21 protein-coding genes and 2 other annotated features are annotated in these 25056 nt (G+C 32.1%); of the genes, 3 read left to right on the top strand and 18 right to left on the bottom strand.

The window, feature by feature from the left end; all coding sequences use genetic code 11:
- Positions 1-24 precede the first annotated feature (24 nt).
- The gene (locus I6U48_RS18125; protein ID WP_218321882.1) at positions 25-1200 is read right to left on the bottom strand and encodes an SAM-dependent methyltransferase; all 1176 of its coding nucleotides are present in this window, start codon (positions 1198-1200) and stop codon (positions 25-27) included.
- Between the two features lie 64 nt (positions 1201-1264).
- Positions 1265-1705 carry a MarR family winged helix-turn-helix transcriptional regulator gene (locus I6U48_RS18130; RefSeq protein ID WP_246615431.1) on the bottom strand — a complete coding sequence of 147 codons (441 nt, stop codon included), beginning with the start codon at positions 1703-1705 and terminating at the stop codon, positions 1265-1267.
- A gap of 332 nt (positions 1706-2037) precedes the next feature.
- Between I6U48_RS18130 and glnA the strand changes: the two genes are divergently transcribed.
- Positions 2038-3390, top strand: a complete 1353-nt coding sequence (gene glnA, locus I6U48_RS18135) for a type I glutamate--ammonia ligase (protein ID WP_218321901.1) — start codon at positions 2038-2040, stop codon at positions 3388-3390.
- 33 nt (positions 3391-3423) lie between these two features.
- Positions 3424-3993: an ANTAR domain-containing response regulator gene (locus I6U48_RS18140; protein WP_218321883.1), complete on the top strand. Its 570-nt coding sequence runs from the start codon at positions 3424-3426 to the stop codon at positions 3991-3993.
- Positions 3994-4326: 333 nt separating this feature from the next.
- Here the strand turns inward: I6U48_RS18140 and I6U48_RS18145 are convergent, their stop codons facing one another.
- From I6U48_RS18145 to I6U48_RS18220, 16 genes are all read right to left on the bottom strand, one after another.
- Positions 4327-4689, bottom strand: coding sequence for a P-II family nitrogen regulator (locus I6U48_RS18145; RefSeq protein WP_218321884.1), 363 nt, complete (start codon positions 4687-4689; stop codon positions 4327-4329).
- A gap of 79 nt (positions 4690-4768) precedes the next feature.
- Complete coding sequence (locus I6U48_RS18150) at positions 4769-6007, bottom strand: ammonium transporter (RefSeq protein WP_246615432.1); 1239 nt, start codon at positions 6005-6007, stop codon at positions 4769-4771.
- 250 nt (positions 6008-6257) lie between these two features.
- Complete coding sequence (locus I6U48_RS18155; RefSeq protein ID WP_218321885.1) at positions 6258-7409, bottom strand: chorismate mutase; 1152 nt, start codon at positions 7407-7409, stop codon at positions 6258-6260.
- 83 nt (positions 7410-7492) lie between these two features.
- On the bottom strand, positions 7493-8578 hold the full coding sequence (gene aroC / locus I6U48_RS18160) for a chorismate synthase (RefSeq protein WP_218321886.1): 1086 nt from the start codon (positions 8576-8578) through the stop codon (positions 7493-7495).
- On the bottom strand, positions 8556-9845 hold the full coding sequence (gene aroA, locus I6U48_RS18165; RefSeq protein ID WP_218321887.1) for a 3-phosphoshikimate 1-carboxyvinyltransferase: 1290 nt from the start codon (positions 9843-9845) through the stop codon (positions 8556-8558). The genes aroC and aroA overlap by 23 nt, the downstream gene beginning before the upstream one ends.
- Positions 9846-9911: 66 nt before the next feature.
- Entirely contained in the window at positions 9912-10976 is a 1065-nt protein-coding gene (aroB, locus tag I6U48_RS18170; protein ID WP_218321888.1) for a 3-dehydroquinate synthase, read from the bottom strand.
- 28 nt (positions 10977-11004) lie between these two features.
- Positions 11005-11862: a prephenate dehydrogenase gene (locus I6U48_RS18175; protein ID WP_218321889.1), complete on the bottom strand. Its 858-nt coding sequence runs from the start codon at positions 11860-11862 to the stop codon at positions 11005-11007.
- Between the two features lie 50 nt (positions 11863-11912).
- The gene (aroF, locus tag I6U48_RS18180; RefSeq protein WP_218321890.1) at positions 11913-12944 is read right to left on the bottom strand and encodes a 3-deoxy-7-phosphoheptulonate synthase; all 1032 of its coding nucleotides are present in this window, start codon (positions 12942-12944) and stop codon (positions 11913-11915) included.
- A gap of 610 nt (positions 12945-13554) precedes the next feature.
- Entirely contained in the window at positions 13555-14031 is a 477-nt protein-coding gene (gene ilvN, locus I6U48_RS18185; RefSeq protein ID WP_218321891.1) for an acetolactate synthase small subunit, read from the bottom strand.
- A 61-nt stretch (positions 14032-14092) separates the two neighbouring features.
- The gene (gene ilvB, locus I6U48_RS18190; RefSeq protein ID WP_218321892.1) at positions 14093-15706 is read right to left on the bottom strand and encodes a biosynthetic-type acetolactate synthase large subunit; all 1614 of its coding nucleotides are present in this window, start codon (positions 15704-15706) and stop codon (positions 14093-14095) included.
- Positions 15707-15736: 30 nt separating this feature from the next.
- A complete protein-coding gene (leuB, locus tag I6U48_RS18195) occupies positions 15737-16801 on the bottom strand; it encodes a 3-isopropylmalate dehydrogenase (RefSeq protein WP_218321893.1) in 1065 nt (354 codons plus the stop codon).
- Positions 16802-16822: 21 nt separating this feature from the next.
- On the bottom strand, positions 16823-17314 hold the full coding sequence (gene leuD / locus I6U48_RS18200; RefSeq protein ID WP_218321894.1) for a 3-isopropylmalate dehydratase small subunit: 492 nt from the start codon (positions 17312-17314) through the stop codon (positions 16823-16825).
- On the bottom strand, positions 17308-18576 hold the full coding sequence (gene leuC / locus I6U48_RS18205; RefSeq protein ID WP_218321895.1) for a 3-isopropylmalate dehydratase large subunit: 1269 nt from the start codon (positions 18574-18576) through the stop codon (positions 17308-17310). The genes leuD and leuC overlap by 7 nt, the downstream gene beginning before the upstream one ends.
- A gap of 124 nt (positions 18577-18700) precedes the next feature.
- Positions 18701-20263 carry a 2-isopropylmalate synthase gene (locus I6U48_RS18210; protein ID WP_218321896.1) on the bottom strand — a complete coding sequence of 521 codons (1563 nt, stop codon included), beginning with the start codon at positions 20261-20263 and terminating at the stop codon, positions 18701-18703.
- A gap of 77 nt (positions 20264-20340) precedes the next feature.
- Positions 20341-21339 carry a ketol-acid reductoisomerase gene (gene ilvC / locus I6U48_RS18215; RefSeq protein ID WP_218321897.1) on the bottom strand — a complete coding sequence of 333 codons (999 nt, stop codon included), beginning with the start codon at positions 21337-21339 and terminating at the stop codon, positions 20341-20343.
- Between the two features lie 64 nt (positions 21340-21403).
- On the bottom strand, positions 21404-21598 hold the full coding sequence (locus I6U48_RS18220) for a hypothetical protein (protein ID WP_218321898.1): 195 nt from the start codon (positions 21596-21598) through the stop codon (positions 21404-21406).
- A gap of 142 nt (positions 21599-21740) precedes the next feature.
- Positions 21741-21935 (bottom strand) — a binding site (T-box leader).
- Positions 21936-22061: 126 nt separating this feature from the next.
- Positions 22062-22258 (bottom strand) — a binding site (T-box leader).
- A gap of 797 nt (positions 22259-23055) precedes the next feature.
- On the opposite strand from I6U48_RS18220, the gene I6U48_RS18225 reads away from it, so the two are divergent.
- Positions 23056-24996: an SH3 domain-containing protein gene (locus tag I6U48_RS18225; RefSeq protein ID WP_218321899.1), complete on the top strand. Its 1941-nt coding sequence runs from the start codon at positions 23056-23058 to the stop codon at positions 24994-24996.
- The last annotated feature ends 60 nt before the right edge of the window (positions 24997-25056 follow it).

Raw genomic sequence — 25056 nt, forward strand, 5'->3', positions numbered from 1 at the left:
TTCTGGTCTTGAATCCTATAAATGTTATTTATACATATATTCTCTAGTCCATGGTAATTCATTATTCACACCTTTTACAAATAAGAATTGATGAAGATCAATATTTCCACAGTTAAAAGAGGCTGCACAAGAATTTAAATATAATCTCCACATCCTTATAAAAGTCTCATCTTTTGTTTTTCTTATTTCAGGCAATGCATTTTCAAAGTTAGTTGCCCAACACTCTAGCGTTTTTCCATAATGTCTTCTAAGACTTTCTAAATCATTTAAATAAAATTTATAATTTGACATATTGTAGACCAATTCTTTAACTGATGGAATATACCCACCTGGAAAAATATACTTATCTATCCATGTATTTGTACCACCTTCATCTAAACTTGTAATACAATGAAGCATAGAAACTCCTTTTTCATTCAATAGACTATTTACAGCCTCAAAATATTCTGGGAGATGTTTTTTTCCTACATGTTCTACCATTCCAACACTAACTATTCTATCAAATTTTATGTTTTTTAACTCTCTATAATCCGCAAGTCTAACTTGCACTAAATCTTTTAAGCCTTCACTTTTTATTCTTTCATTAACCTTAGCAAATTGTTCTGAACTTAATGTTATTCCTAATGTCTTTACTCTATATTCTTTTGCTGCTGTAATAATTAATTCTCCCCAACCACAACCTATATCAAGCAAAGTTTGCCCTTTTACTAATGCAAACTTTTTTAAAATGTGTTCAACCTTATTTCTTTGGGCTGTTGTTAGTGAATCCTCAGGTGATCTAAAATATCCACAGGAATAAGTCATTGTATCATCTAACCACAATTTATAAAAATCATTTCCTATGTCATAATGATGTTCTATATTTTCCTTACTATTTTTAATATTGTTAGACATTCTTTTAATTAAATCTGCATATTTGCCGCTATTACTCAGAAAACTTTCCTTATTATTATATAAAGACTCTATGACTCCTTGAATAGTTCCTTCTATCTCTATCTTTTTTGTCATATATCCTTCTCCAAAAGCTAAAGAAGGATCTCTTATTATATCTGCTTTAGAAATATGTTCATTGAAGATTATTTTAAATTTACTTTCTCCTTCCCCATACTTTTCTACTTCTCCATCCCAAAATTCAACTTCAAAGGGATCAGAAAACAAACTCTCTAAAAGTGTTTTATAAAACATTTTATCAATACTCATAATTCTTCCCTCCAATACTTTTTATAACTAAGAATAAATCTACTTTTAATCATATTTGTCTATATTACTTCAAATTACTTATAATTTGATATAGAACACTTTCAAATATTTTAATATTTGAGCTTGGAATATTCTTAACTGCCTCACTCAATGCCAATAAGCACTCATTATGCAAACTTTCTTCAATCTCCTTTGCTTTCTTTGTTAAGCAAATTAAATTAGTTCTCTTATCATTTGGGTGCTGGACTCTTTCTACAATGCCGTTTTTAATCATGTTATTAACTATACGAGAAATACAAGGTTCATCCTTGGCGGTTAATTTTGATATTTGATTTTGTTGTAATTCTCCATTCTTGTATAAATAGTTAAGAATCATATATTGCTCTGGAGTAACTACATAACCTGCGACTTTAAATTTTGAACTAATGCGGTTTGATACAAGTCTAAAAGTCATACCTAATGCTTGACCAAAAGCTTCTATGTCTATTCCACTATCTTCTCCCAAAAAAACACCTCTTTTCCATATATGTATTTCAATATTAATATCTTACCTCTAATTACTTGTTTATGCAAGTAATTTAAAGGTAAGAGTTTATCATTGATTCTTAGAAATTGGTGAAACTCCTCTTCCTATCATCAGATGAGTAAGTGATTCGCATAAATATGCTGAGCTTTAGAATAATTAAAAGTTTTTATCGTGCTTAGGTTTGTCAACATATACCTTCGTATAAGTTAAGTGTCGGCCATTGATGCCTGTATAGATAACCAAATTTATAGTTTGATTATTTCATGATAGATGATATTATATTAAATAATAGTTATATGTATCATTTAATTATGAAAGGAGGAAGAAATTTGAATAACCAAAATATTAGAGAAGAATTACTTAGAAAGATTGAAAATTTTGATGTAGAGTTTATACATCTTCAATTTACAGATATAATGGGTATTATGAAAAATGTTTCTATTACAGTAGAGCAGCTAGATAAAGCTTTAGATAACAGGATAATGTTTGATGGGTCATCAATAGATGGATTTGTAAGAATTGAAGAATCAGATATGTATTTAGTTCCAGACTTAACGACTTTTATTGTTTTTCCATGGACGAATCTACACAAAGAGGCTAGGCTTATATGTGATATATATAATATGGATGGAACTCCCTTTGAAGGCTGTCCTAGAAATACTTTAAAAAGAGTGATAAGAGAATCAGAGAAAATGGGGTATCGATTAAAAGTTGGTCCGGAATGTGAATTTTTCTTATTTAATACAGATGAAAAAGGCAATCCTTCTCTCGAAACTCATGATGATGCAGGGTATTTTGATCTTGCACCAATAGATTTAGGTGGAAATGCAAGGAACGATATGACCATAGCTTTAAAAGAGATGGGCTTTAAAATTGAAACATCTCATCATGAGGCTGCACCAGGACAGCATGAAATAGATTTTGAATATGATGATGCTTTGATAACAGCAGATAACATTATGACTTTTAAGATGGTTGTAAGAACTATCGCACAAAGAAATGGCCTGCATGCTACATTTATGCCAAAGCCTAAGTTTGGTGTAAATGGTTCAGGTATGCATCTTAATATGTCGCTTTCAACACTAGAAAATAAGAATGTTTTTTATGATAAAAATAATTACTTGCAGCTCTCCGAAATTGCCTATTACTTTTTGGGAGGATTAATAGAACATGCTAGAGCTTACACGGCTTTAACTAATCCTACAGTAAATTCGTATAAAAGACTGGTTCCAGGATATGAGGCACCAGTATTAATAGCATGGTCAGCCAATAATAGAAGCCCGTTGATTAGAATACCCGCAGAAAGGGGCATGGGAACTAGAATTGAATTAAGAAGTCCAGACCCTTCCGCAAATCCATACTTAGCATTAGCAGCCACTTTAAAGGCAGGTTTAGATGGTATAAAAAATAAGATAAAGCCACCAGAGCAAGTTACTAGTAATGCTTATGAAATGGAGTCTGATGAAGTTAGGGAAAGAGGTATAAAGAAGTTACCGACTAATTTGTATGAAGCAATTAAGGAATTATCCAAAAATGAAGTAATAAAATCATCCCTTGGGGAGCATGTATACAAGAAGTTCACTAATGCTGCTCTATATGAATGGAATGAATACTCTAAGTATGTGTCTTTGTGGGAAATTGATAGATACTTAAAAAAGTTTTAGATTCGTCAAATTGTTTCTTGCGGAGTGATGCCTATGGATAATTATAAAATAGTAGTTGCTGATAGTGATAGCAAAAATAGAGAAATGATTAGCGAATTGCTAAAAAGAAGAGGTTATTTGGTCTATCAAGCGTCTGATAGCGGTGGAGTATTAAGAACCAGTAGAAGCATATTTCCACATTTAGTAATTATGGATTTTAACCTGCTAGGAATTAATGCTTATAAAACAGCACGAATAATAGAGGATGATAAAGTTTCTAGTGTTGTATTTATTACAAACAACCTTGACTCTGCCTTCTATGACAAATTAAAAAACATGAATATTTTTGCATATATAATTAAACCGGTAAAATCAGAACAACTATATCAGATAGTTGAATTCAGTATAAATAATATCATCAAGGTAAGTAGCCTTCAGGATAGGATTAAAGAACTTGAAGTAACATTGGAAAATAGAAAAAAATTAGATAAAGCAAAAGGAATTATTATGAAAAAAATCAATGTTTCAGAAGATGTAGCCTATAAATTCTTAAGAAAGAAAAGTATGGATATGTGTATACCGATAGATAAGGTAGCGGAGAAAATTATAAAAAAATATGGATAAAAATTGAATCTACTAAACTTTAGTTGTTGTATATGTAAAGTTGTTAAGCTAGTTATATAGATACCCAAACCAGACATTTAACTTATACGCAGGGATGTGTTTCCAAAACTGAAAGCACATATAAAAATTTTTTTATTATTCTTAGCGAAGTATTTTGGAAAATCTTAGAAACTTTTATATGTCTGAGGTACGAGTTTATAAAAGCTTCTTAGATTTCCAAAATACTGAGCTTTAGAATAATTAAAAATTTTTATCATGCTGAGGCTTGGTAACATCTACCGAAGCATAAGTTTATTTTCGGCCGTGCTTACCTATGAACTTCGGATTTCTATGCTATTTATTATACTGCAACGCATCTTTTCCTTCTGTTCCGTTACTAATACGTATAACATTAGCTACATCATAAATAAATATCTTCCCATCGCCCATTTGACCTGTGTATAATATCTTCTTTGCAGTTTCTACTACTGTCTCTACTGGAATTTCACAAACTACAATTTCCACTTTCACCTTCTGCAATAAATTAATATCTACTGCCTTTCCTCTATAAAATTCTTTATGACCCTTTTGCATTCCACAACCTAAGACATTTGATACGGTCATGCCCGCAATTCCTATTTCACTTAGTGCATCCTTTAACTCTTCAAACTTGCTCGGAGATGTAATGATATCAATTTTAGTTAGCTTTCCACTCATAAACATATCCCTCCTTTTTTAAACTATATCATGTATTACAACAAAACATTACTTTGTCTTAATTTATATCAATAGAAAATTATAAACTTAATCCACCATAAGCTTCTTCACCATGTAGTGCAACATCTAATCCGCTTTGTTCTTCTTCACTGCTTACTCTAATCTTAATAACTTTATTTACTACTTTCAATATTATGAAAGTCATTATTGCAGAATATGCAATGGTAGCTAAAATAGCAACTATTTGAACACCTAAAAGCTTTATATTACCATAGTATAATCCACTTTGTCCGGCTGCTGAATTAATAGTTGTTGAAGCAAATATTCCTGTTGCTATACCTCCCCATATTCCACCAATACCATGACAACCAAAGGCATCCAACGCATCGTCATATCCAAACTTTTGTTTAACAAATGTAACGCCACAGAAGCATATAGCTCCTCCAAATAGACCTATTACTAACGATGATAAAGGAGTAACAAAACCTGCACCTGGAGTTATAGCTACAAGGCCTGCCACTATTCCACTGGCAATACCTAAACATGTTACCTTACCTCTGTGGAAGTACTCACAAGCACTCCAGCCTATAGCTGCTGCTGCTGCTGCAGTATTAGTAGTTATAAAAGCATTAAATGCTACATCATTTATTGCTAATGCACTTCCTGCATTAAATCCAAACCATCCAAACCAAAGTAATCCTGCTCCTAAAAATGTCATTGGAATATGATGTGGAGTGATTGTCTCCAATCTTTTTCTTTTTCCAAGCATTATTGATGCAACTAATGCAGAAACCCCTGAACTAATATGGACAACATTACCACCAGCAAAATCTAGTGCTCCTAAATTTCTTATCCATCCTCCAACTCCCCAAACCCAATGTGCAATTGGATCATATACTAAAGTTGACCAAAGTAAAACAAATAGTGCGAATGCTAAAAAATTCATTCTCTCTACCACTGCTCCTGATATCAAAGCTGGTGTTATAAGTGCGAACATAAGCTGGAATATTACAAAGGCCTGCTGCGGAATTGTTGCCGCATAATCTGCGTTTGGTGCAAATCCCACACCATTTAGCCCAAACCATTGTAAGTTACCTAAAAACCCACCAATGTCTTTTCCAAAACACAAAGTATATCCTATCAATAACCATTGAATTGATATTAGTATCATACACGCATAACTCTTTGCTGTAGTGCTTAATACATTCTTTTTTCTAACCATTCCTGCATAAAATAAAGCTAATCCTGGAGTCATTAAAAATACTAGTACCGTTGAGAAAATTATAAATGTAGTATCTGCTCCGTTAATATTATTCATTTTTAGGCCCCCCTTTATTAATATAGTTGAAGTAACAACAAAAAGGCGTCTACGAATAAGAGAATTCAAATTCCCTAACTCAAGACGCCGTTGCCTTTTCAATACTATTATCTTTTATATTTATATATTATACTAGCTATATAATTAAAATTCAATAGTTTTTACGCAAAAATATAATATATTATCATTATTTTTTGTATTTTTTTAATAATTTTTCAAAAATAACTACAAAAAATTATGAAAACGTTTTTTAATCTATATTACAATCTGATTTATAATTACCTAGAAGTTTAAAGTATACACTCTCTTTCTCTATTTCTTTTAAAGCATTAATAGCATTTTCATCTTGCATATTTCCGCTAAAATCTATATAGAAAAAGTATTCCCATGACCTATCTACTACTGGTCTGGATTCTATTTTAGTCATATTTAAATTATTATTGTAAAAATGTCTTGTAATATTATAAAGTGTTCCTACCTTATGAGGCAGTGCAATGACTATGCTAATTTTGTTGCATTTCCTATCTACTTCAAGCTCGGGTGCTATTATAATAAACCTTGTAAAATTATTACTATTATAATTTATATTTTCCTCTATAATTTTAAGTCCATAAAGCTCTGCGGCTTTTTTACTTGCTACACATGCCTTTGACCTATTATTTTCTTCACTGACGTACTTAGCACTTTTAGCTGTATTTAAATAAGGAATCAGCTTCCAGTTATCATGTTTTTCAAAAAATTTATTACTTTGAAGAAACCCTTGAGCATGGGAATATACTTCTGTTATATCCGAGACCTTAGTATCTTTAGTTCCCAGCAAATTATGCTCCACTTTAAGACACTTTTCACCTACTATATAGAAATTATATTCTCTTAATAAGTCATCAACTTCGTCAATTCCTCCTGTTGATGAGTTTTCAATAGGCAAAATTCCATATTCTATATCTCCATTTTTTAATGCCTCAAACACATCTTTAAAGCTTTTATAATTTAATGCTTCAATATCTTCTCCAAAATAATTAATTAAAGCTTCATGGCTAAAAGATGCTGGAACTCCTTGAAATCCTACTATTGGATTTTTTTTATTTTCTCTTTTAAAGCTTTTCTTACATCTTTCAATATTTAAATCATCTTGCTTTAGAATTTTACTTTGTAAATTTCTACTTATATACATAATGTATTTTAAGAATTCTTCTGTTTCTTTTTTTATTGATTTATTCCTTAAATTATTTAGTTGTGTTTCTATAACCTCGCTCTCTCTCTTAGAATTTAAAATTTCCATAGAATTTTTTTTCTTATATTCTGCTACGCTTTGAACTATATCCATTCTTTCTTCAAAAAGCCTAACTATTTCTTCGTCTATGATATCAATTTTTTTCCTTAAACTATTTAATTCTTCCAAAATAGCACCTCCACCCTCAACTTTCAACTACACATTAAATCTAACTGTAATTCGTAATGTAAAAATAATACGACGTATTATTTTTATTTTACGAATTGAAGTAAGTCTACTATTGCTATTGCTGCCACTGCCTCTACCACTGACACTGCTCTTGGCACAATACATGGATCATGCCTTCCTTTTATATTTAAAACAGCATTTTCCATCTTTTCTATATTAACTGTATTTTGAGATTTTGATATAGAAGGAGTTGGCTTAATAGCTGCTCTAAATATTAACGGCATTCCATTAGTAATTCCACCTACAACTCCCCCATTATTATTACTCTTAGCTTTTATTTCTTTATTTTTATCTATGAAATATTCATCATTTGCTTCCGAACCCTTCATGCCAGCAATATCAAAACCGGCCCCAAACTCAACTCCCTTTACTGCTGGAATTGAAAATAACAATCCAGAAATAGTACTTTCTATAGAATTAAAAAATGGATTTCCTATGCCAGGTGGAAGATTTAGTACTGCTGTTTCAATAGTTCCTCCTACAGAATCGCCCTCTTCTTTAGCCTTCAGAATACTATCTACCATGCTTTCTTTACTTTTATTTTCTAATACCGGAAACTCATCCTTAGATAATTCAATTAATTTTTCTACCTTTAGATCTTCTAACCCAAATTTACGTTCACTAACTGAAGCTATACTTTTTATATGACTTCCTATTATTATATTTTTTTCTTCTAATATATATCTACAAATAGCTCCTGCAAAAACTATAGGGGCTGTGAGTCTTCCTGAGAAATGTCCTCCACCTCTGTAATCATTAAAGCCATCATATCTTACATGCCCGGTATAGTCTGCATGACCTGGTCTCATTAAATCTTTTGTACTTTCATAATCCTTTGATATAGTATTTTGATTATAAATTACTGCACAAAGTGGAGTACCTGTAGTTTTTCCATTAAAGAATCCGCTTAATATTTCAAAGTTATCTCCTTCTTTTCTCGGAGTTGAAAGCAAACTAGATCCTGGCGCTCTTCTTTGCATTTGATTTTTTATATAATCCACATCTAATTCTATACCAGGTTTAAGTCCATCTATTGTAATACCGATGGCCTTACCATGGGACTCTCCAAATATGGAAAGCTTAATATTATTCCCCCACACTCCACTCATCTATATTACCTCCTAGTTTTCTAAAATGCTGCCAAAATTCTGGGTAAGATTTTTTAACACAACTTGAATCTTTTATTATAAGTGGTTCAGTACATTTTGAGGAGATAGCAGCTAAAGCCATTGCTATACGATGATCATTCCAGCTATACACGGAGCCGCCTCTTAGCTTAGCTTTTCCTCTTATTATTAAACCATCTTCCTTTTCCTCTACATCTGCTCCTATTTTATTTAACTCACAGCTTATTGCTGCTAATCTATCGCTTTCTTTTATTCTAAGTCTTGCTGCATTGACAATTTTTGTAGTTCCTTCACTTACTGAAGCCAAAGCTGCAAGTACTGGAACTAAATCTGGACACTGCGAAGCATCTATTACTGTTCCATGAGTTTTAGATGGCACAGCCTTTATAGATTCCTCTTCGTCAATAATCTGCGCCCCCATGCTTTTAAGAATTTCTAGTACAACCTTATCTCCTTGAAGTGATTTTGCATTAAGTCCTATACATTCTGTACCTTCACCTAAAATTCCTAAAGTAAGTAAAAATGCTGCTTGAGAAAAATCTCCTTCTACTTTATAGTTACAAGATTTGTATTTTTGATTCCCCTTTATTATAAATTCTTTATAATTATTGTTTTCTATTTTTATTGAAAATTTATTCAAGGCATCAAGCGTCATATCAACATATGGCCTTGATTCTAATTCAGTAGTAATTATTATTTTTGAATTTCCATCTAAAAGAGGAAGTGCAAATAACAATCCGCTTATGAATTGTGAGCTTATATTTCCCTCAATTCTGTATTCACCTGGTTTTAGTTGTCCATTTATTGTTAAAGGAAGCCTTCCGGCTTTATTTTTGTATTCAATCTTCTGCTTGTTAAAAATATCATAGTAAGGTTTAAGTGGTCTTTCTACAAGCTTTCCTTCCCCTTCAAATGTAACTTCATTTTCCACAGTTGCTGCTAATGGTATTAAAAATCTTAAAGTAGAACCAGACTGAGCACAATGTATATTAGAATTTTTAATTCTAAGCTTATCTTCACCTTTTACAATTAATCCATCTTTAAGTTTTACTATATCTATTCCTAAGTTCTTCATAGCTTCACAGGTAGCCTCTATATCTTCTGAAAAGTTGACATTCTCTATTTCACTAATTCCGTGGGATAAACCAGCACAAATTACCGCTCTATGACAATCACTTTTAGATGATGGAACTGTTATTTTTCCACCCAGTTTAACTGGATTAATGATTTGATATTGTACTTTTTTCATTTAATAGCCTCCTATATCTTAATATTTTTTATAATTTAGCACTTTGCTTTCTTTAATAATAGGATACTAAATTATGTATTTTTCAATATCATCTATGTCCGTATTAATTATTCTGCTTTCCCCAACCTTAGTTAACATTATTAAATTGATAGAGCCTTCCTCTGCCTTTTTATCGCGGCGTATTATTTTACATAATTCATTATAATCTATATTTGGCATTTCCAGTGGTAATTTATATTTTTGTAGAACTTGTTTAATATAATCAAAGGTACCTTTTTCCGTAATACCCATATTTTCACTTCTTTTTGTTATATGTGCCATACCAATTGCTACTGCCTCTCCATGAGTATAAGCTTCATAATTAAAATATTTTTCTACACAGTGCCCTAGCGTATGACCAAAATTTAATATCATCCTTTCACCTATATCTTTTTCATCATTTTCAACTACACTTTTCTTTATAGAACAGCATTTATATATTATTTCTTCTATGTTATCCAAAACCTCTTCTTTATTAGAATAATTAGAAATTGAATCTACAATAGTTTTATCCCTTATTAAACCATACTTTATAACTTCTGCCATTCCATCATTAAAAAATTTTTCCTCTAAAGTATTAAGCACTTTAGTATCTATAAAAACTGCCTGGGGATGATAAAAACTTCCTACCAAATTCTTACCATACGGTAAGTCTACAGCTACTTTTCCACCTATACTGCTGTCTACCTGAGCCAGAAGAGATGTTGGAATTTGAATATATTTTATTCCTCTTAGATAAGTAGCTGCTGCAAAACCAGTTAAATCTCCAACAACTCCTCCGCCTAAAGATATTATTAAATCTCCTCTTTTCAGTTCATATTCACAGAACTTTTTATATACTTCTTCTAATGTATTAAGCGTTTTGCTCTGCTCTCCTGGTTTTATTGATATATATTCAACTTCAAATTTATTATCTCTAAGAGATTTTAAAACTTTCTCTAAATAAAACTTCTCTACATTTTTATCTGTAACTAAAACTATCTTTTTACCTTTATAGATTCGGTATACATTTTCTCCTATAGAATCTAACAAACCTTTTTCTATGTGTATTGTATATTTTGTATGCTTAAGATTAATGTTTATAGTACTCACTTTATCACTTCCATAATTTTATTATCTTTTACACTAGTTCTTTTCGTTTTAATGATACTTTTCTAAATATATTATCTAATTTGTTTAAATCTTTATACTTTATCGCATCTTTCAATTTGTTTATACTCTCTTCAAATCTCTCTATTTCAGATATTAATTTTTCAGAATTCATCGTAAACAGTTCTGACCACAGCATAGAATTTATAACAGCAACTCTAGTGGCATCTCTAAAGCTTCCACCAGTATACAAACCAATATCATTTTCCTCAACACAAGCATCAACAAGTGAAACTGCTATAACATGTGGCAACTGACTGGTAAAGGATATTATTCTATCATGTTCTTCTGGATTTATATAAATTACATTCTTAAACCCTATGTCCTTAGCCATCTTTTCTATAAAATTAAGATTATGCTTACTGTTTCTCACAGTTGGAGTTATGATGTAATTAGCACCTTTGAAAATATCCTTGGATGCAAACTTAATACCGCCTGCTTCTTTTCCTGCCATTGGATGCCCACCAACAAACTCCATATTATCAGGTAAAATAGAATTTATTTCACTCACTACGCTTTCTTTTATTCCTGATGTATCTGTTATTACAACGCCTTCTTTGAAATTATCTAAGTTATCCTCTATAAATTTTACTGTATCCTGAGGGTAAAGAGCTACAATAATTAAATCTACTTCCTTTAAAAAAGCATTTCCCTTTTTAGAAGTCTTATCTACAATGCCCATATCTAAGGCTCTTTTTAGAGTTTCTTCATTTTTATCTATTCCATATATACATCTAGGACCTAGGTCTCTAAGTGCCATAGCATAAGATGCACCTATAAGACCTAAACCTACAACTGCTATATTAATTTTAAAACCAGATTCATCCATGATATCCTCCCCTTTTACTAAAATAATTTCTATAACTTACTTACTAAGATTTAAATATTTATTGTCTCATAAATATTTCTACTTCCTATTTGTGCTAATGTGTTTATATCCTCCATAAGTCTATCGAATTTCTCTGGCTTTATAGATTGCTGTCCATCACATCTAGCATTAGCAGGGTCATTGTGAACTTCAATTATAAGACCATCCGCGCCTACTGCAACCGCTGCTTTAGCTAAAGGTTCTACCATCCACCATAAACCAGCAGCATGACTTGGATCTACTATTACTGGAAGGTGACTTAATTTCTTTATAGCTGGTATAGCACTTAAATCTAAAGTATTTCTTGTATAAGTTTCAAAAGTCCTTATACCTCTTTCACAGAGTATTACATTTTCATTTCCTTCGGACATTATATATTCTGCAGACATTAAAAGTTCCTCTATAGTCGCCGAAAGTCCTCTCTTTAAAAGTATGGGTTTTCTAGTTTTTCCAAGTTCCTTTAGAAGCTCAAAGTTTTGCATATTTCTTGCTCCTACTTGTATTACATCTACATCCTCTACAAATCTGTCTATCATGTCTGCAGTCATTATTTCAGTTACTATTGGAAGTCCTGTTTCTTGTCTAGCAATTTTTAAAAGTTCTAATCCATGAGTTTTAAGCCCTTGGAAGCTGTAAGGTGATGTTCTTGGCTTGAAAGCTCCTCCACGTAAAAATCCAGCTCCACTTTTCTTAACCAATTTTGCAATTTCTACTATCTGCTCTTCACTTTCTACTGAACAAGGACCTGCTATAACTGTAAGATCTCTTCCTCCGATTATTTGATCCTCAACTTCTATCACTGTATTATCAGGGTGAAATAATCTATTTGCTAACTTATAAGGCTGTTGAACCTTATGAACTCTTTCTACATACTCATTAGCTTCTATCTTGCTTTCATCAATTTTTGTAGTATCTCCAATTAGTCCTAGTACACAGAAGTTTTCTCCATCCCATTCATTCACTTCAACATTTTCCTCCTGCAATCTTTGCTTTAATATTACTACCTCTTCTTTTGGTGTGTGTGGTTTCATAATTATTACCATAACAAATACCTCCTAAATTTTTTATTTTAATGAAACTCCTTCTCCTATTGTCGAATGAGTAAGCGACCATATCAAAATCACAGATTTTGTATGTCTGCTTAAATGTATAAAAAAAAATAAGGCCCTAATGAGCCTTATGTATAAACTAAACCAAATATATTTAAATTAAGCGCACAACAACGCATTCTTAAAATTATACCTGAATTTATTTAACTCATCAGAAATGGACACGAATATTTTATTGTACCAAAAATAACCAGCGCAATAATAATAAAAGCTCCAGCTAAAAAAGTAAAAATAAAATTTTTCGCTTATTCCCTTTCTAATGATATTTTCCATAACCTTATCCTCCAATAAACTTTTAAATAATTTTTAATTCACGATTTAATTTTTCGCTTAAACTCATTATAACAACTTTATTTTTAATGTCAATCAATAGTATTATGCATAATTTCATGCAAATTTCCCTATATCACAAGCATGAGGGGATTTTTCACAAAATAATGAATAAAAAATATTTTTTGTTCATTATTTTGCAAAAATTCTTTTATTTTTATACATGTAAAAATTTGAAATTGTATTTTTCAAACCAAAATAATTAGAAATTTACTTACCCTCTTTCTAATGCAGTAAGTCCTGTTCTAACTATTTCTTTTATTCCATGAGGTTTCATCAAATCAATAAAAGCAGTTACCTTCTCCTCATCTCCAGTAATTTCAATAGTCATACTTTTAACATCCATGTCTACAATATTGCCCCTAAATATATTAACAGTTTCAGTAATTATTGACTGATTACCTTGGTTCATAGCAACTTTTATAAGTGCTAATTCCCTATAAACAGCTGCCATAGAATCTAAACTTGTTATTTTTATAACATCTATTAATTTATTCAATTGCTTGTTTATTTGCTCTAAAATTTGCTCACAGCCTGAAACTACTATAGTCATACGTGACACATTAGGATCTTCTGTAATTCCTACTGTTAAACTATGAATATTATATCCTCTTCTGCTAAACAATCCTGATATCTTGCTTAATACACCTGAATGATTTTCCACCAATACGGATAAAACATACTTATTCATGTATCTCCCCTCCTATCTCCAAATTTTGCGATGCAACATTTTTCTAGAGGACAATTGTCCTCTAGAAAGTGCTTTCATTACAATCAACTATACATTCTATCATAAATGGTCCATCACAGCTTGCAGCCTCCATAAAGACATCCTTAAACTCTCCATTTTTAATAACTTTCCTGCCTTTTATCCCATAAGCCTCTGCTATTTTAACAAAATCCGGTTTACACTTAAAATTCACACCGCTAAAACGATTATTACCATAAGTATTTTTCTGAATTTCTCTAACCATACCAAGTACCGAGTTATTAAATAAAAGTATTATTATATTTAAATTATTATCAGCTATTGTACCAAGTTCAGCCATACTCATTTGAAAACCACCATCACCCATAACTGCTATAACTCTTTTATCTGGATTGGCTAATTTAGCACCAACAGCAGCTGGAAGTGAGTACCCCATCGTTCCAAGCCCTCCTGATGTAAAGAATTTTCTATTTCCAGTTATTTCAAAATTTCTTGCACACCATATTTGATTTTGTCCTACATCTGCAGTTATTATTGCATTTTCCTCTGCGATTTGAGACAATATATTCAATATGTATTTAGGATTTACCTTTGTATTTAACTTGATCTGATTTTGGCTTTCTTTTTTCCATATTTTAATTTGTTTAATCCATTCTTTTCTTTCTACATCATCAATTTCTTTTATTAATTCTTCTAAAACTTTTTTAGAATCCCCTACTACTGGTATATTAGGTCCTAAAATTTTTCCTATTTCTGCAGGATCAATATCTACATGAATAACACATGCATCTTTTGAAAAGCTTGAGCCTGATATAGCCCTATCTGCCGCTCTAGTTCCTATCATTACTAAAGTGTCTGCTTCACATATAGCTTTATTGGCATAAGAAAATCCATGGGAACCTATTAACCCCACATAGTACTCATTATCTTCATTAATACTTCCTTTTCCCATAAGTGTGTGAACAACAGGTATTTTTGCTTTTTGAAGAAACTTTTCTAATTCTTCTTTTGCATCACCAGAGACAATACCTCCACCTACACATATAAGAGGTTTTTTGCTATCCATAATTTTTTCTGCTGCTCTCTTTATTTGACCCTTATGCCCTTCAAATTTAGGTTTATAGCCGCGTATATTTACTTCTTTTGGATATACAAATTCTATATCCTCGTGTTGAATATCAACTGGTATATCAATTAATACTGGTCCAGGCCTTCCTGTACGTGCTATATAGAAGGCCTCTTTTATAATTCTTGGAAGTTCTTCTGCACATTTAACTAAATAATTGTGCTTTGTAAAGGAATCTGTTGCTCCTGTAACATCTGCTTCCTGAAAAACATCTTTACCAATAAGCTTAGATTTAACTTGACCTGTAATTATAACTAATGGAATTGAATCCATATATGCAGTAGCTATTGCGGTAATCAGATTTGTTGCTCCAGGGCCGGATGTAGCTATACACACTCCTACCGTTTTTTTAGATCTTCCAAATCCACTTGCACTATGACCAGCTGCTTGCTCCTGCCTAACCAATATGTGTTTAATATCTGAATTTCTTAAAGCTTCATATATTGGAACCACTGTGGCTCCCGGATATCCGAATACTGTATCTACATTCTCTTCATGTAAACACTGTATAATTGCTTCAGCAACTTTCATACTGCTTCCTCCCATAAAATAATTTTGATCTTATATTTCTGCTGCTATAAGAGCTCCCATTTCTTCTGTTCCTACTATTTCCATGCCATTTTCCATAATATCACCAGTTCTATATCCTTTATCCATAACTTTTGATACAGCATTTTCTATATCCTTTGCAGCATCTTCCATATCAAAACTATAACGCAGCATCATTGCTGTACTCATAATTGTGCCTATAGGATTGGCTTTATCCTGCCCTGCGATATCTGGTGCAGATCCGTGAATTGGTTCGTAGAGTCCTATATTGCCCTCTCCTACACTTGCTGAAGGAAGCATTCCTAGTGACCCCGTTAACATAGAAGCTTCATCACTTAAAATGTCTCCAAACATATTTTCTGTAAGTATTACATCAAATTGTTTAGGATTTCTAATTAGCTGCATAGCTGCATTATCAACATACATATAGTTTACTTCTACATCTTTATAATCTTCACTCATGTTTGTAACTATTTCTCTCCAAAGTCTTGAAGTTTCTAACACATTAGCTTTATCTACTAAGGTTATTTTCTTGCCCCTTTTTCTAGCAACCTCAAAGGACTTTTTAGCAATTCTTTTTATATCGTTAGTACAATAATCAATTGTATCATAAGCTCTTTGTCCGTCTTCAATATTTATTCTTTTCTTTTCTCCAAAATAAGCTCCGCCTATTAATTCTCTAACTATCATAATATCTAATCCATCACCTAATACTTCATCCTTTAAAGTCGAAGCAGACTTTAGCTGTGGAAATAAAATAGCTGGTCTTAAATTTGCAAATACACCTAACTCTTTTCTTAAAGCTAGAAGTCCTTTTTCAGGTCTTAAATGTCCTGGCTGATTATCCCATTTAGGACCACCTACAGCTCCTAGGATAACTGCATCACTGCTTTTACATTTATGTATTGTTTCTTCTGGTATTGGATTTCCTGTTGCATCTATTGCTGCACCACCAAGTAGTGCTTCCTCAAATTCAAAATTACATTTATACTTATCCGCAATTCTGTCAAGTACCTTTACAGCCTGTTTTACTACTTCTCTTCCTATTCCATCTCCTGGTATAATTGTTATTTTCATGTTACTTTCACCTCTATTTAGTTAATTATTAATCTGTGCTTTTATATAATTTATAAGTCCTTCTGCAGCTATGATTTTTTCCATAAACTCTGGGAACGCAGCTGCAGTATATGTTTTTCCCTTAGTAATATTAGTAATAAGTCCGGACTTAAAGTCTATACTTACTTCATTGCCCTCTTCAATATCTTTAGCTGCTTCTGGGCATTCTATTATAGCAAGACCTATATTTATGGAATTTCTATAAAATATTCTTGCAAAAGTTTCTGCTATAACACACTCCACTCCGGCAGCTTTTATGGCAATTGGTGCATGCTCTCTTGAAGAACCACATCCAAAATTTTTACCTGCTATTATAATATTGGCATTCTCTACTTTAGATGGAAAATCCTTATCTAAATCTTCCATACAGTGAACTGCTAGTTCCTTAGGATCACTGGTGCTTAAATGTCTAGCTGGAATTATAACGTCAGTATCTACATTGTCCCCATATTTTATTACTTTTCCTTTTACCATTTTGCTACCTCCTCTGGTGATGAAATTCTTCCTGTAATTGCTGAAGCTGCTGCTACTGCAGGACTTGCTAGATATACTTCACTCTCTGGGTGACCCATTCTTCCAACAAAATTTCTATTTGTAGTTGCTATACATCTTTCTCCTTTTGCAAGTATTCCCATATGTCCTCCAAGACAAGGTCCACAAGTTGGTGTACTTACTACTGCTCCTGCTTCTATGAAGGTTTCAATAAGCCCCTCTTTTATAGCCTGAAGGTATATTTTTTGAGTTGCAGGGAATATAATAGTTCTTACCTTCGAATTTACTTTGTTACCTTTTAAAACTTTTGCAGCTGCTCTTAAGTCTTCTATTCTTCCATTTGTACAAGATCCTATAACTACTTGATCTATAGCTACTTCTCCTACATTATCAATTGTTCTTGTGTTTTCAGGAAGGTGAGGAAAGGCTACTGTTGGCCTGATAGTTGACAAATCTATTTCTATAGTTCTTGTATATTCAGCATCCTCATCTGCTTTATAAATAATATAATCTCTGTCCGAATGTTCCTTTACATATTTTATCGTCTTCTCATCCACTTCAAAAATTCCATTTTTAGCCCCAGCTTCAATAGCCATATTTGTCATAGCAAAACGGTCATCCATAGATAGGCTTTTAATTCCTTCTCCTGTATATTCCATTGATTGATAGAGAGCACCATCTACGCCAATCATACCAATGATGTGTAAAATTACATCTTTTCCACTAACCCAAGGCGCAAGTTCTCCTTTAAGTACAAACTTTATAGCTTCTGGAACCTTAAACCAAGCTTCACCAGTAGCCATACCGGCACCCATATCAGTACTTCCAACCCCAGTAGAGAAAGCTCCCAAAGCTCCATAGGTACAAGTATGTGAATCTGCTCCAATTATTACATCTCCACAAACCGCCAAGCCTTTTTCTGGAATTAATGCATGTTCTATACCCATTTGTCCAATTTCAAAGTAATTTTTAATTCCTTTATCATAAGCAAATTCTCTTACACATTTGCATTGCTCTGCAGATTTTATATCTTTATTTGGAGTAAAATGATCAGGCACTATAGCTATTTTTTCTTTATGGAAAACCTCAGTAACACCAATTTTATTAAACTCTTTGATAGCTACTGGAGTTGTTATATCATTACCAAGTACTAAATCTAATTTAACTTTAATTAACTGACCAGCTTCTATTTTATCCAAGCCAGCGTGTGCAGCTAAAATCTTTTGTGTCATTGTCATTCCCATGTTCGTTCCTCCAATCTAGTTTTAAAAAATATATTTAATTGTATTTATTAACGTATTTATAGTCGTAAGTACCCCATATAATAACTACTTTGTAGTATATTAACAAAGTAAGTATTTTTCATTCCTAAATTCGTACTAATGTTTCATTATTATGAGTTGCAGAACTCTCTGATTGATATAAGTAATAATGCATTTTATTAATTGCATTTATAAATGCCTTAGCACTCGCTTCTACTACATCTGTACTTACACCCTTTGCTGAAAATATTTTGCTGTCCTTTTCAATTTTTACAGTAACTTCTCCTAGTGCATCTTTTCCACTGCCTATAGCTTTTAAGAAATAATCCTTCAACGTAACATCTATTCCTACTGCTTTTTCTATTGCTTTAAAGGTTGCGTCTACCGGGCCATCTCCACAGGAAGCTTCATCAACAGAGTTATCATTGTAACGTATTTTTACAGCAGCAGTGGCAACCATATTATTTCCACTGGAAACTTGAAAATGTTCAATTTTATAGTTTTCAGGGACTTGAAATACTTCTTGTTTTACTAATGCCTCAATATCTTCATCAGATATGGACTTTTTCTTATCTGCTAAATCTTTAAACTTAACAAAAGCTTCATTTACTTTATCAGAATTTAAATTGGCATAACCTAATTCTTTTAGTCGCTGTTCAAAAGCATGTCTTCCTGAGTGCTTTCCAAGTACTATTAAGTTTTTCTTTAATCCAACAGATTCTGGAGTCATAATTTCATAGGTTTCTCTACAGTTTAAAACTCCATGTTGATGAATACCTGATTCATGTGCAAAAGCATTGGAACCTACAATTGCTTTGTTATTTTGAATTTGTACTCCAGTTAAGTGACTTACCAAACTACTAGTTCTTGTTATCTGTTCTGTAACAATATCTGTGTGGCAATTAAAGTGATTAGATCTAGTCTTAATAGCCATTACTACTTCTTCTAGTGCAGCATTTCCGGCTCTTTCACCAAGTCCATTAATTGCACATTCTATTTGCTGAGCACCATTTTCTATAGCTGCTAAAGAATTTGCTACTGCTAACCCTAAATCATTATGACAGTGAACACTTATGATAGCCTTATCAATATTTGGAACATTGTCTTTAATACCTTTAATAAAAGCTCCATATTCTCCTGGAGTTGTATATCCAACAGTATCTGGAATATTTAATACATCTGCACCTGCATCAATTACTGCCTCTAGCACCTTATATAAAAATTCTGGGCGAGTTCTTGTTCCATCTTCTGGAGAAAACTCAACGTTTGGACAAAGGCTTTTAGCATAACCTACCATGCTGCGCGCTCTTTCTAAAACTTCTTCTGGTGTCATCTTTAACTTATGCTCCATATGGATGTCTGAGGTTGCAATAAACGTATGAATTCTAGGATTTTCTGCATACTTTAAAGCTTCCCAAGCAGTATCTATATCTTTCTTTGCAGCTCTAGCAAGTCCTGTAATAACAGGTCCTCTTATATTTTGTGCAATAGCTTTAACTGCTTCAAAGTCTCCCTTAGAGGCAATTGGAAATCCTGCTTCAATTATATCTACTCCAAGTGCTTGAAGTTGTCTTGCGATTTCTAACTTTTCATGTATATTTAAACTCACTCCCGGAGTTTGTTCTCCATCTCTTAATGTAGTATCAAATATATATATCTTATTTCCCATCTCTTCCACCTCTTCAATGCTATATTTTGCAGCATTAAGAGATGTTGAAAAATTTATCATCTCTTAATGCTTTATCATTATTCCTTATTTTTTACCCAAGGCATCATTTTTCTAAGTTCTTTACCAACAACTTCTATTTGACCTTCTCTTTCTTTTCTTCTAACCGCATTGAAGTATGGGCGGTTTACTTGATTTTCAACAAGCCAGTTTCTAGCAAAAGTTCCATCTTGTATTTCTTTTAATACATCCTTCATTCCCCTGCGGCTTTCCTCTGTTATGATCCTTTTGCCAGTACAATAATCACCATATTCTGCAGTATCACTTATCGAATATCTCATATAGCTAAGTCCACCTTCATTTATAAGGTCAACTATTAATTTCATTTCGTGTAAACACTCAAAATATGCACTTTCTGGTTGATATCCTGCTTCTACCAAAGTCTGGAATCCTGCTTTTATAAGCTCAGTAACTCCTCCACATAATACTGCTTGTTCACCGAAAAGATCTGTTTCTGTTTCTTCTTTAAACGTAGTTTCAAGCACTCCAGCTCTAGAACCACCAATACCTTTAGCATAAGCTAATGAAAAATCTTTAGCTCTGCCAGTAGCATCCTGATGAACTGCTATTAAACATGGAACTCCTTTTCCTTCAACATACTGACTTCTTACAGTATGACCTGGTCCCTTTGGAGCCACCATAAATACATCTACATATGCAGGAGGAACAATTTGACCATAATGAATATTAAATCCATGAGCAAATATCAACGCCTTTCCTTCTGTCAAGTTTGGTTCAATGTTTTCTTTATAGATCTTAGGTTGTTTTTCGTCTGGTACAAGCATCATTATAAAATCTGCTTCTTTTGCAGCATCATAAGCTTCTACTACTTTCAGTCCCGCTTCTTCAGCAATTGCCCAAGACTTACTTCCTTTATAAAGTCCTACTACAACTTCTACTCCACTTTCCTTTAAATTTAATGCATGTGCGTGTCCCTGACTTCCATAACCTATGATTGCTACCTTTTTTCCCTCTAATAAACTTAAATTTGCATCCTCATCGTAATACATTTTTGCCATTTTACTTCCTCCTACAATCCTATATTCCTTAGTTTTTTATATTTTTTCAATTAATTTGCCCCAATTAAAACATCATGAATGCTGTGCAATGATCGCAATCATTAGCATTACCTTTTTTTGACTCTCTTAAATATTCATAATATTGGTTTCCTGCTTCATAGATTGGTGAAACCCTTTCTGCTCTCTCCTTTGAATTATTACGTGATTCAATAAACTTTTTAACTTCCTCAGCAGATTTTTTATTTGTAAACATTGACATAATTTTTCCTCCTCTTTATTACATATTTTTAATTTTTTTACATTGTAAATGTGCAAGAATAAATATATAAAGTTTTCATTGGCCAATGAAAAACTATTTAACTTTAATTTTAGGGTAAACAAAAAGACAGATTAATCCCATTTAATGGGGCGAAAATCTGTCCGCGGTACCACCCAAGTTTTTAACTTCATTCAAATAACGGCTTGCACCGGCTCGGCTTACTATTTTCAGCCTACAGCTACAGGGGGAGTTTCAATATGTGTACTATGGGTTTCCACCAAGTCCCACTCTCTTTAAGATACTTAACATATTTACTAAGTCCTGTCATTGCTTTTGTCATATTTACTTTTATAGATTAATATATTATTGAGTTTCAATTTATATTACTAAAATTTAAATTTTTTTTATTTTAATAACATTATTTGCATTTAGATATATAAAAAACAGACCTCCTCCATGATTATCATGGGGCGAAAGGTCTGTCGCGGTACCACCCAAATTTATAACTTCATTAAGATAACGGCTTACACCGGCTCAGCTTACTATTATTTCAGCCTGCAGCTACAGGGTGAGTTTCAATATGTGTATTATGGGTTTCCACCAAGTCCCACTCTCTTTGAAATACTTAACATATTTACTAGGTCCTGTCATTGCTTTTGATATATTGTTTACTACTTTACCATATTTCTATCAGCTTGTCAATATGTTTTTTTATTTTTTTAAATTTTTATTTGCTTTTTCTGAATTTTCGTTTTTATCATAATAACATCGTAATTTTCACATGTCAACATCAATTTTATTATTCGAATTATTCTGAATAGTAATTTATTTAAATTTATTGTTTCGTTCTTCAAATTAATGCGATTTATATTTGTCTTAAGATATATCCTTTTCATCATGTTATATTAATATGTTTCATTAATGATACAAATCATATTGTTTATTTTTTATGAATGACTATACCAAACCATTAACCTATACGCAGGATTACATTTACGTTCCGCAAAACACATTTAAATACTTTTAATACAAGTCTTGGTTCATACATTAATTATTCCAAACATAAATTTACCGTTAAATGATTTTTTTATTTCTTTCATTTAATTACATGATTGATTTACTGAATTTATTAGCATTTTATCCTTTTTATAACCTCTTGTTGATATCGTTTTCTTAACTTCTTAAATTATATAAATATTATAGTAGCCATTAAAATTTTTAATAATAAAATTACTATATTTTATTATTAGTGTCTGTCGCACTTAGGTAAGTACGGCAGAAAATAGACTTATTCTGCTTTGATTATCTTAAGTGCCACAGCCCCTTCTCATCTTGAATTAATATTTTTAATTCCCTAAATATTCCATTAAAACCTACCATATTTATTTTATATTTTGCCTAATAATTCCTCATGTGGTAAAATGAATACGCAGCACTTTTTATGAGGAGGGAAAAAATTGAAAAAAAATATTAAACAAACCTTTCAAATATTTACTTTAATTTTTATTGTTATTGGATTCTATTCCTTTGTAAATATATCAAATGTCCGGTGCACTTATACTAATAAGGTGTATGCCAGTGATATATACAATACTTCAAATACAGTTCAAGTAGAAAATCAAATAATCGTATATACTTGTCCATCTAATTCTAAAACTGTTGTAGGATTTGTAAAAAATCAACAAATTAAAATCTTAAGCCAAGAGAATTCTTATTATTATATTGAATATACCTTTCTTGGAATTTTAAAAAGAGGATATGTTGAGCAGAATAGTTTACCTTGTAATTTACAAATACCAATAGCTGATTACAGCAGAACAAAACAAGTTCTTTACTTAAATAAATCTACAAGTGTCTATGATGGACCTTCTGATGCCTATACTAGATTAGATAAAATAAATGGCCAAAAGGTATTTTTATTGAATGAAGAAAATAATTGGTGCTTTATAGAATATACTTTTTCAGGCAAAATCAAAAGAGGATATATCAATTCCAATAGTATTATAATGAATTCTTCTACTAATTCTTTACCTGCTCCTGTAGATTTAAGCTCTTTAGATCCAAAGATAAAAACCCTATTTAGTACTGCACGATCCGAAATCGGTTTTATTGGATCTGGTAAAAATGGTAATATTACAAAATATGGATTATGGTATGGAGTGGATGATATTCCTTGGAGTACAACTTTTCTTAGTTGGGTTGCTGATCGTTCTAACCTTCAAGATGTAATTCCAAAAGCTGAATCTTATTCAGATAGTTTAAACTGGTTCAAAAGCAGACATTTATGGGAAAACACTCCAAAAGTCGGAGCAATAGTCTTTTTTAAAGATAAAGATGTTGATTATGCAGGAATTGTTGAAGCAATAAATAATGATGACACAATAACTATCCTGATTGGTGGATATCCAGTTTCTAATTCAAAACAGGTTACGAGAATAACTATAAAGAGCAAGAATAATCTAATAGCGGGTTATGGATATCCTCAATATTCATTGTCTGGTCTTGGTTATTCCCAACAAAATGGACAAGCTACTATATACAGTGGCCCTTCGGATCAATATTCTCAGACAGGTACTATTGATAATGAAATGGTAAAATTACTAAACAAGGAAGGTGACTTCTTCTTTATTGAATATAATAATTCTGGAGTAAAAAGCAGAGGCTATATTAGCTCAAGCTATGTGCCTACAGATTCAAAAATTGCAACTGTTGATTATACCAATAATAAAAAGTCAGCTCAAGTTACTGCACTCACTACTGTATATGAGGGACCTTCAAAAGACTATGCTACAAATGGTTTTATAGAAAATCAACAAGTAACTATTTTGAATAAAGAAGATAACTGGTATTTAATTGAATATACCACTGCAAATGTCAAAAAAAGAGGCTATGCTGCAGTTGATAATATAAAGATACTAGTTATATCTAGTACCAATACTACAAAAAAATTAAACGCTCCTAGAAGTAATTCTGGTGGAACTACTGATATAGGAAATTACGTATATAAATTTACAGATGCTATAATAACATCATACGATCACAGTGGATGCGGTGCGGCTGGTGAAAACTATTACTGTGATGGAAGTGGAAAAATAGTTGCCGCACATAACATGAGAGCAGGAACAGTTATATATATTCCAGATTTAAAATATATAAATTCAACAGGTATTTTTACGGTTGGAGATACTGGTGGGCCATTTTTCGACTTTGATATAAACACTAATCAAGATGTAGATAAAGGACCACACGATGTTTATGTATTAAGCTGGGGCGACGGGCCAATGATGCAGTCCTTCGATGCCGCAAAGCAAGAACAAATAAGGTATGGTCAATGGAATAGATTTAAAAGTATGTATGAAAACTATAAATTTCAAACCGAGAATTTTACTCAGCCTTAATTTTGCTAAACGGGGCTGTTGCACTTAGACATCCACGGCGAGAACGTGCATAGGTTTGTG

This window comes from Clostridium thailandense (genome assembly GCF_019207025.1).
Taxonomy (GTDB): domain Bacteria; phylum Bacillota; class Clostridia; order Clostridiales; family Clostridiaceae; genus Clostridium_AM; species Clostridium_AM thailandense.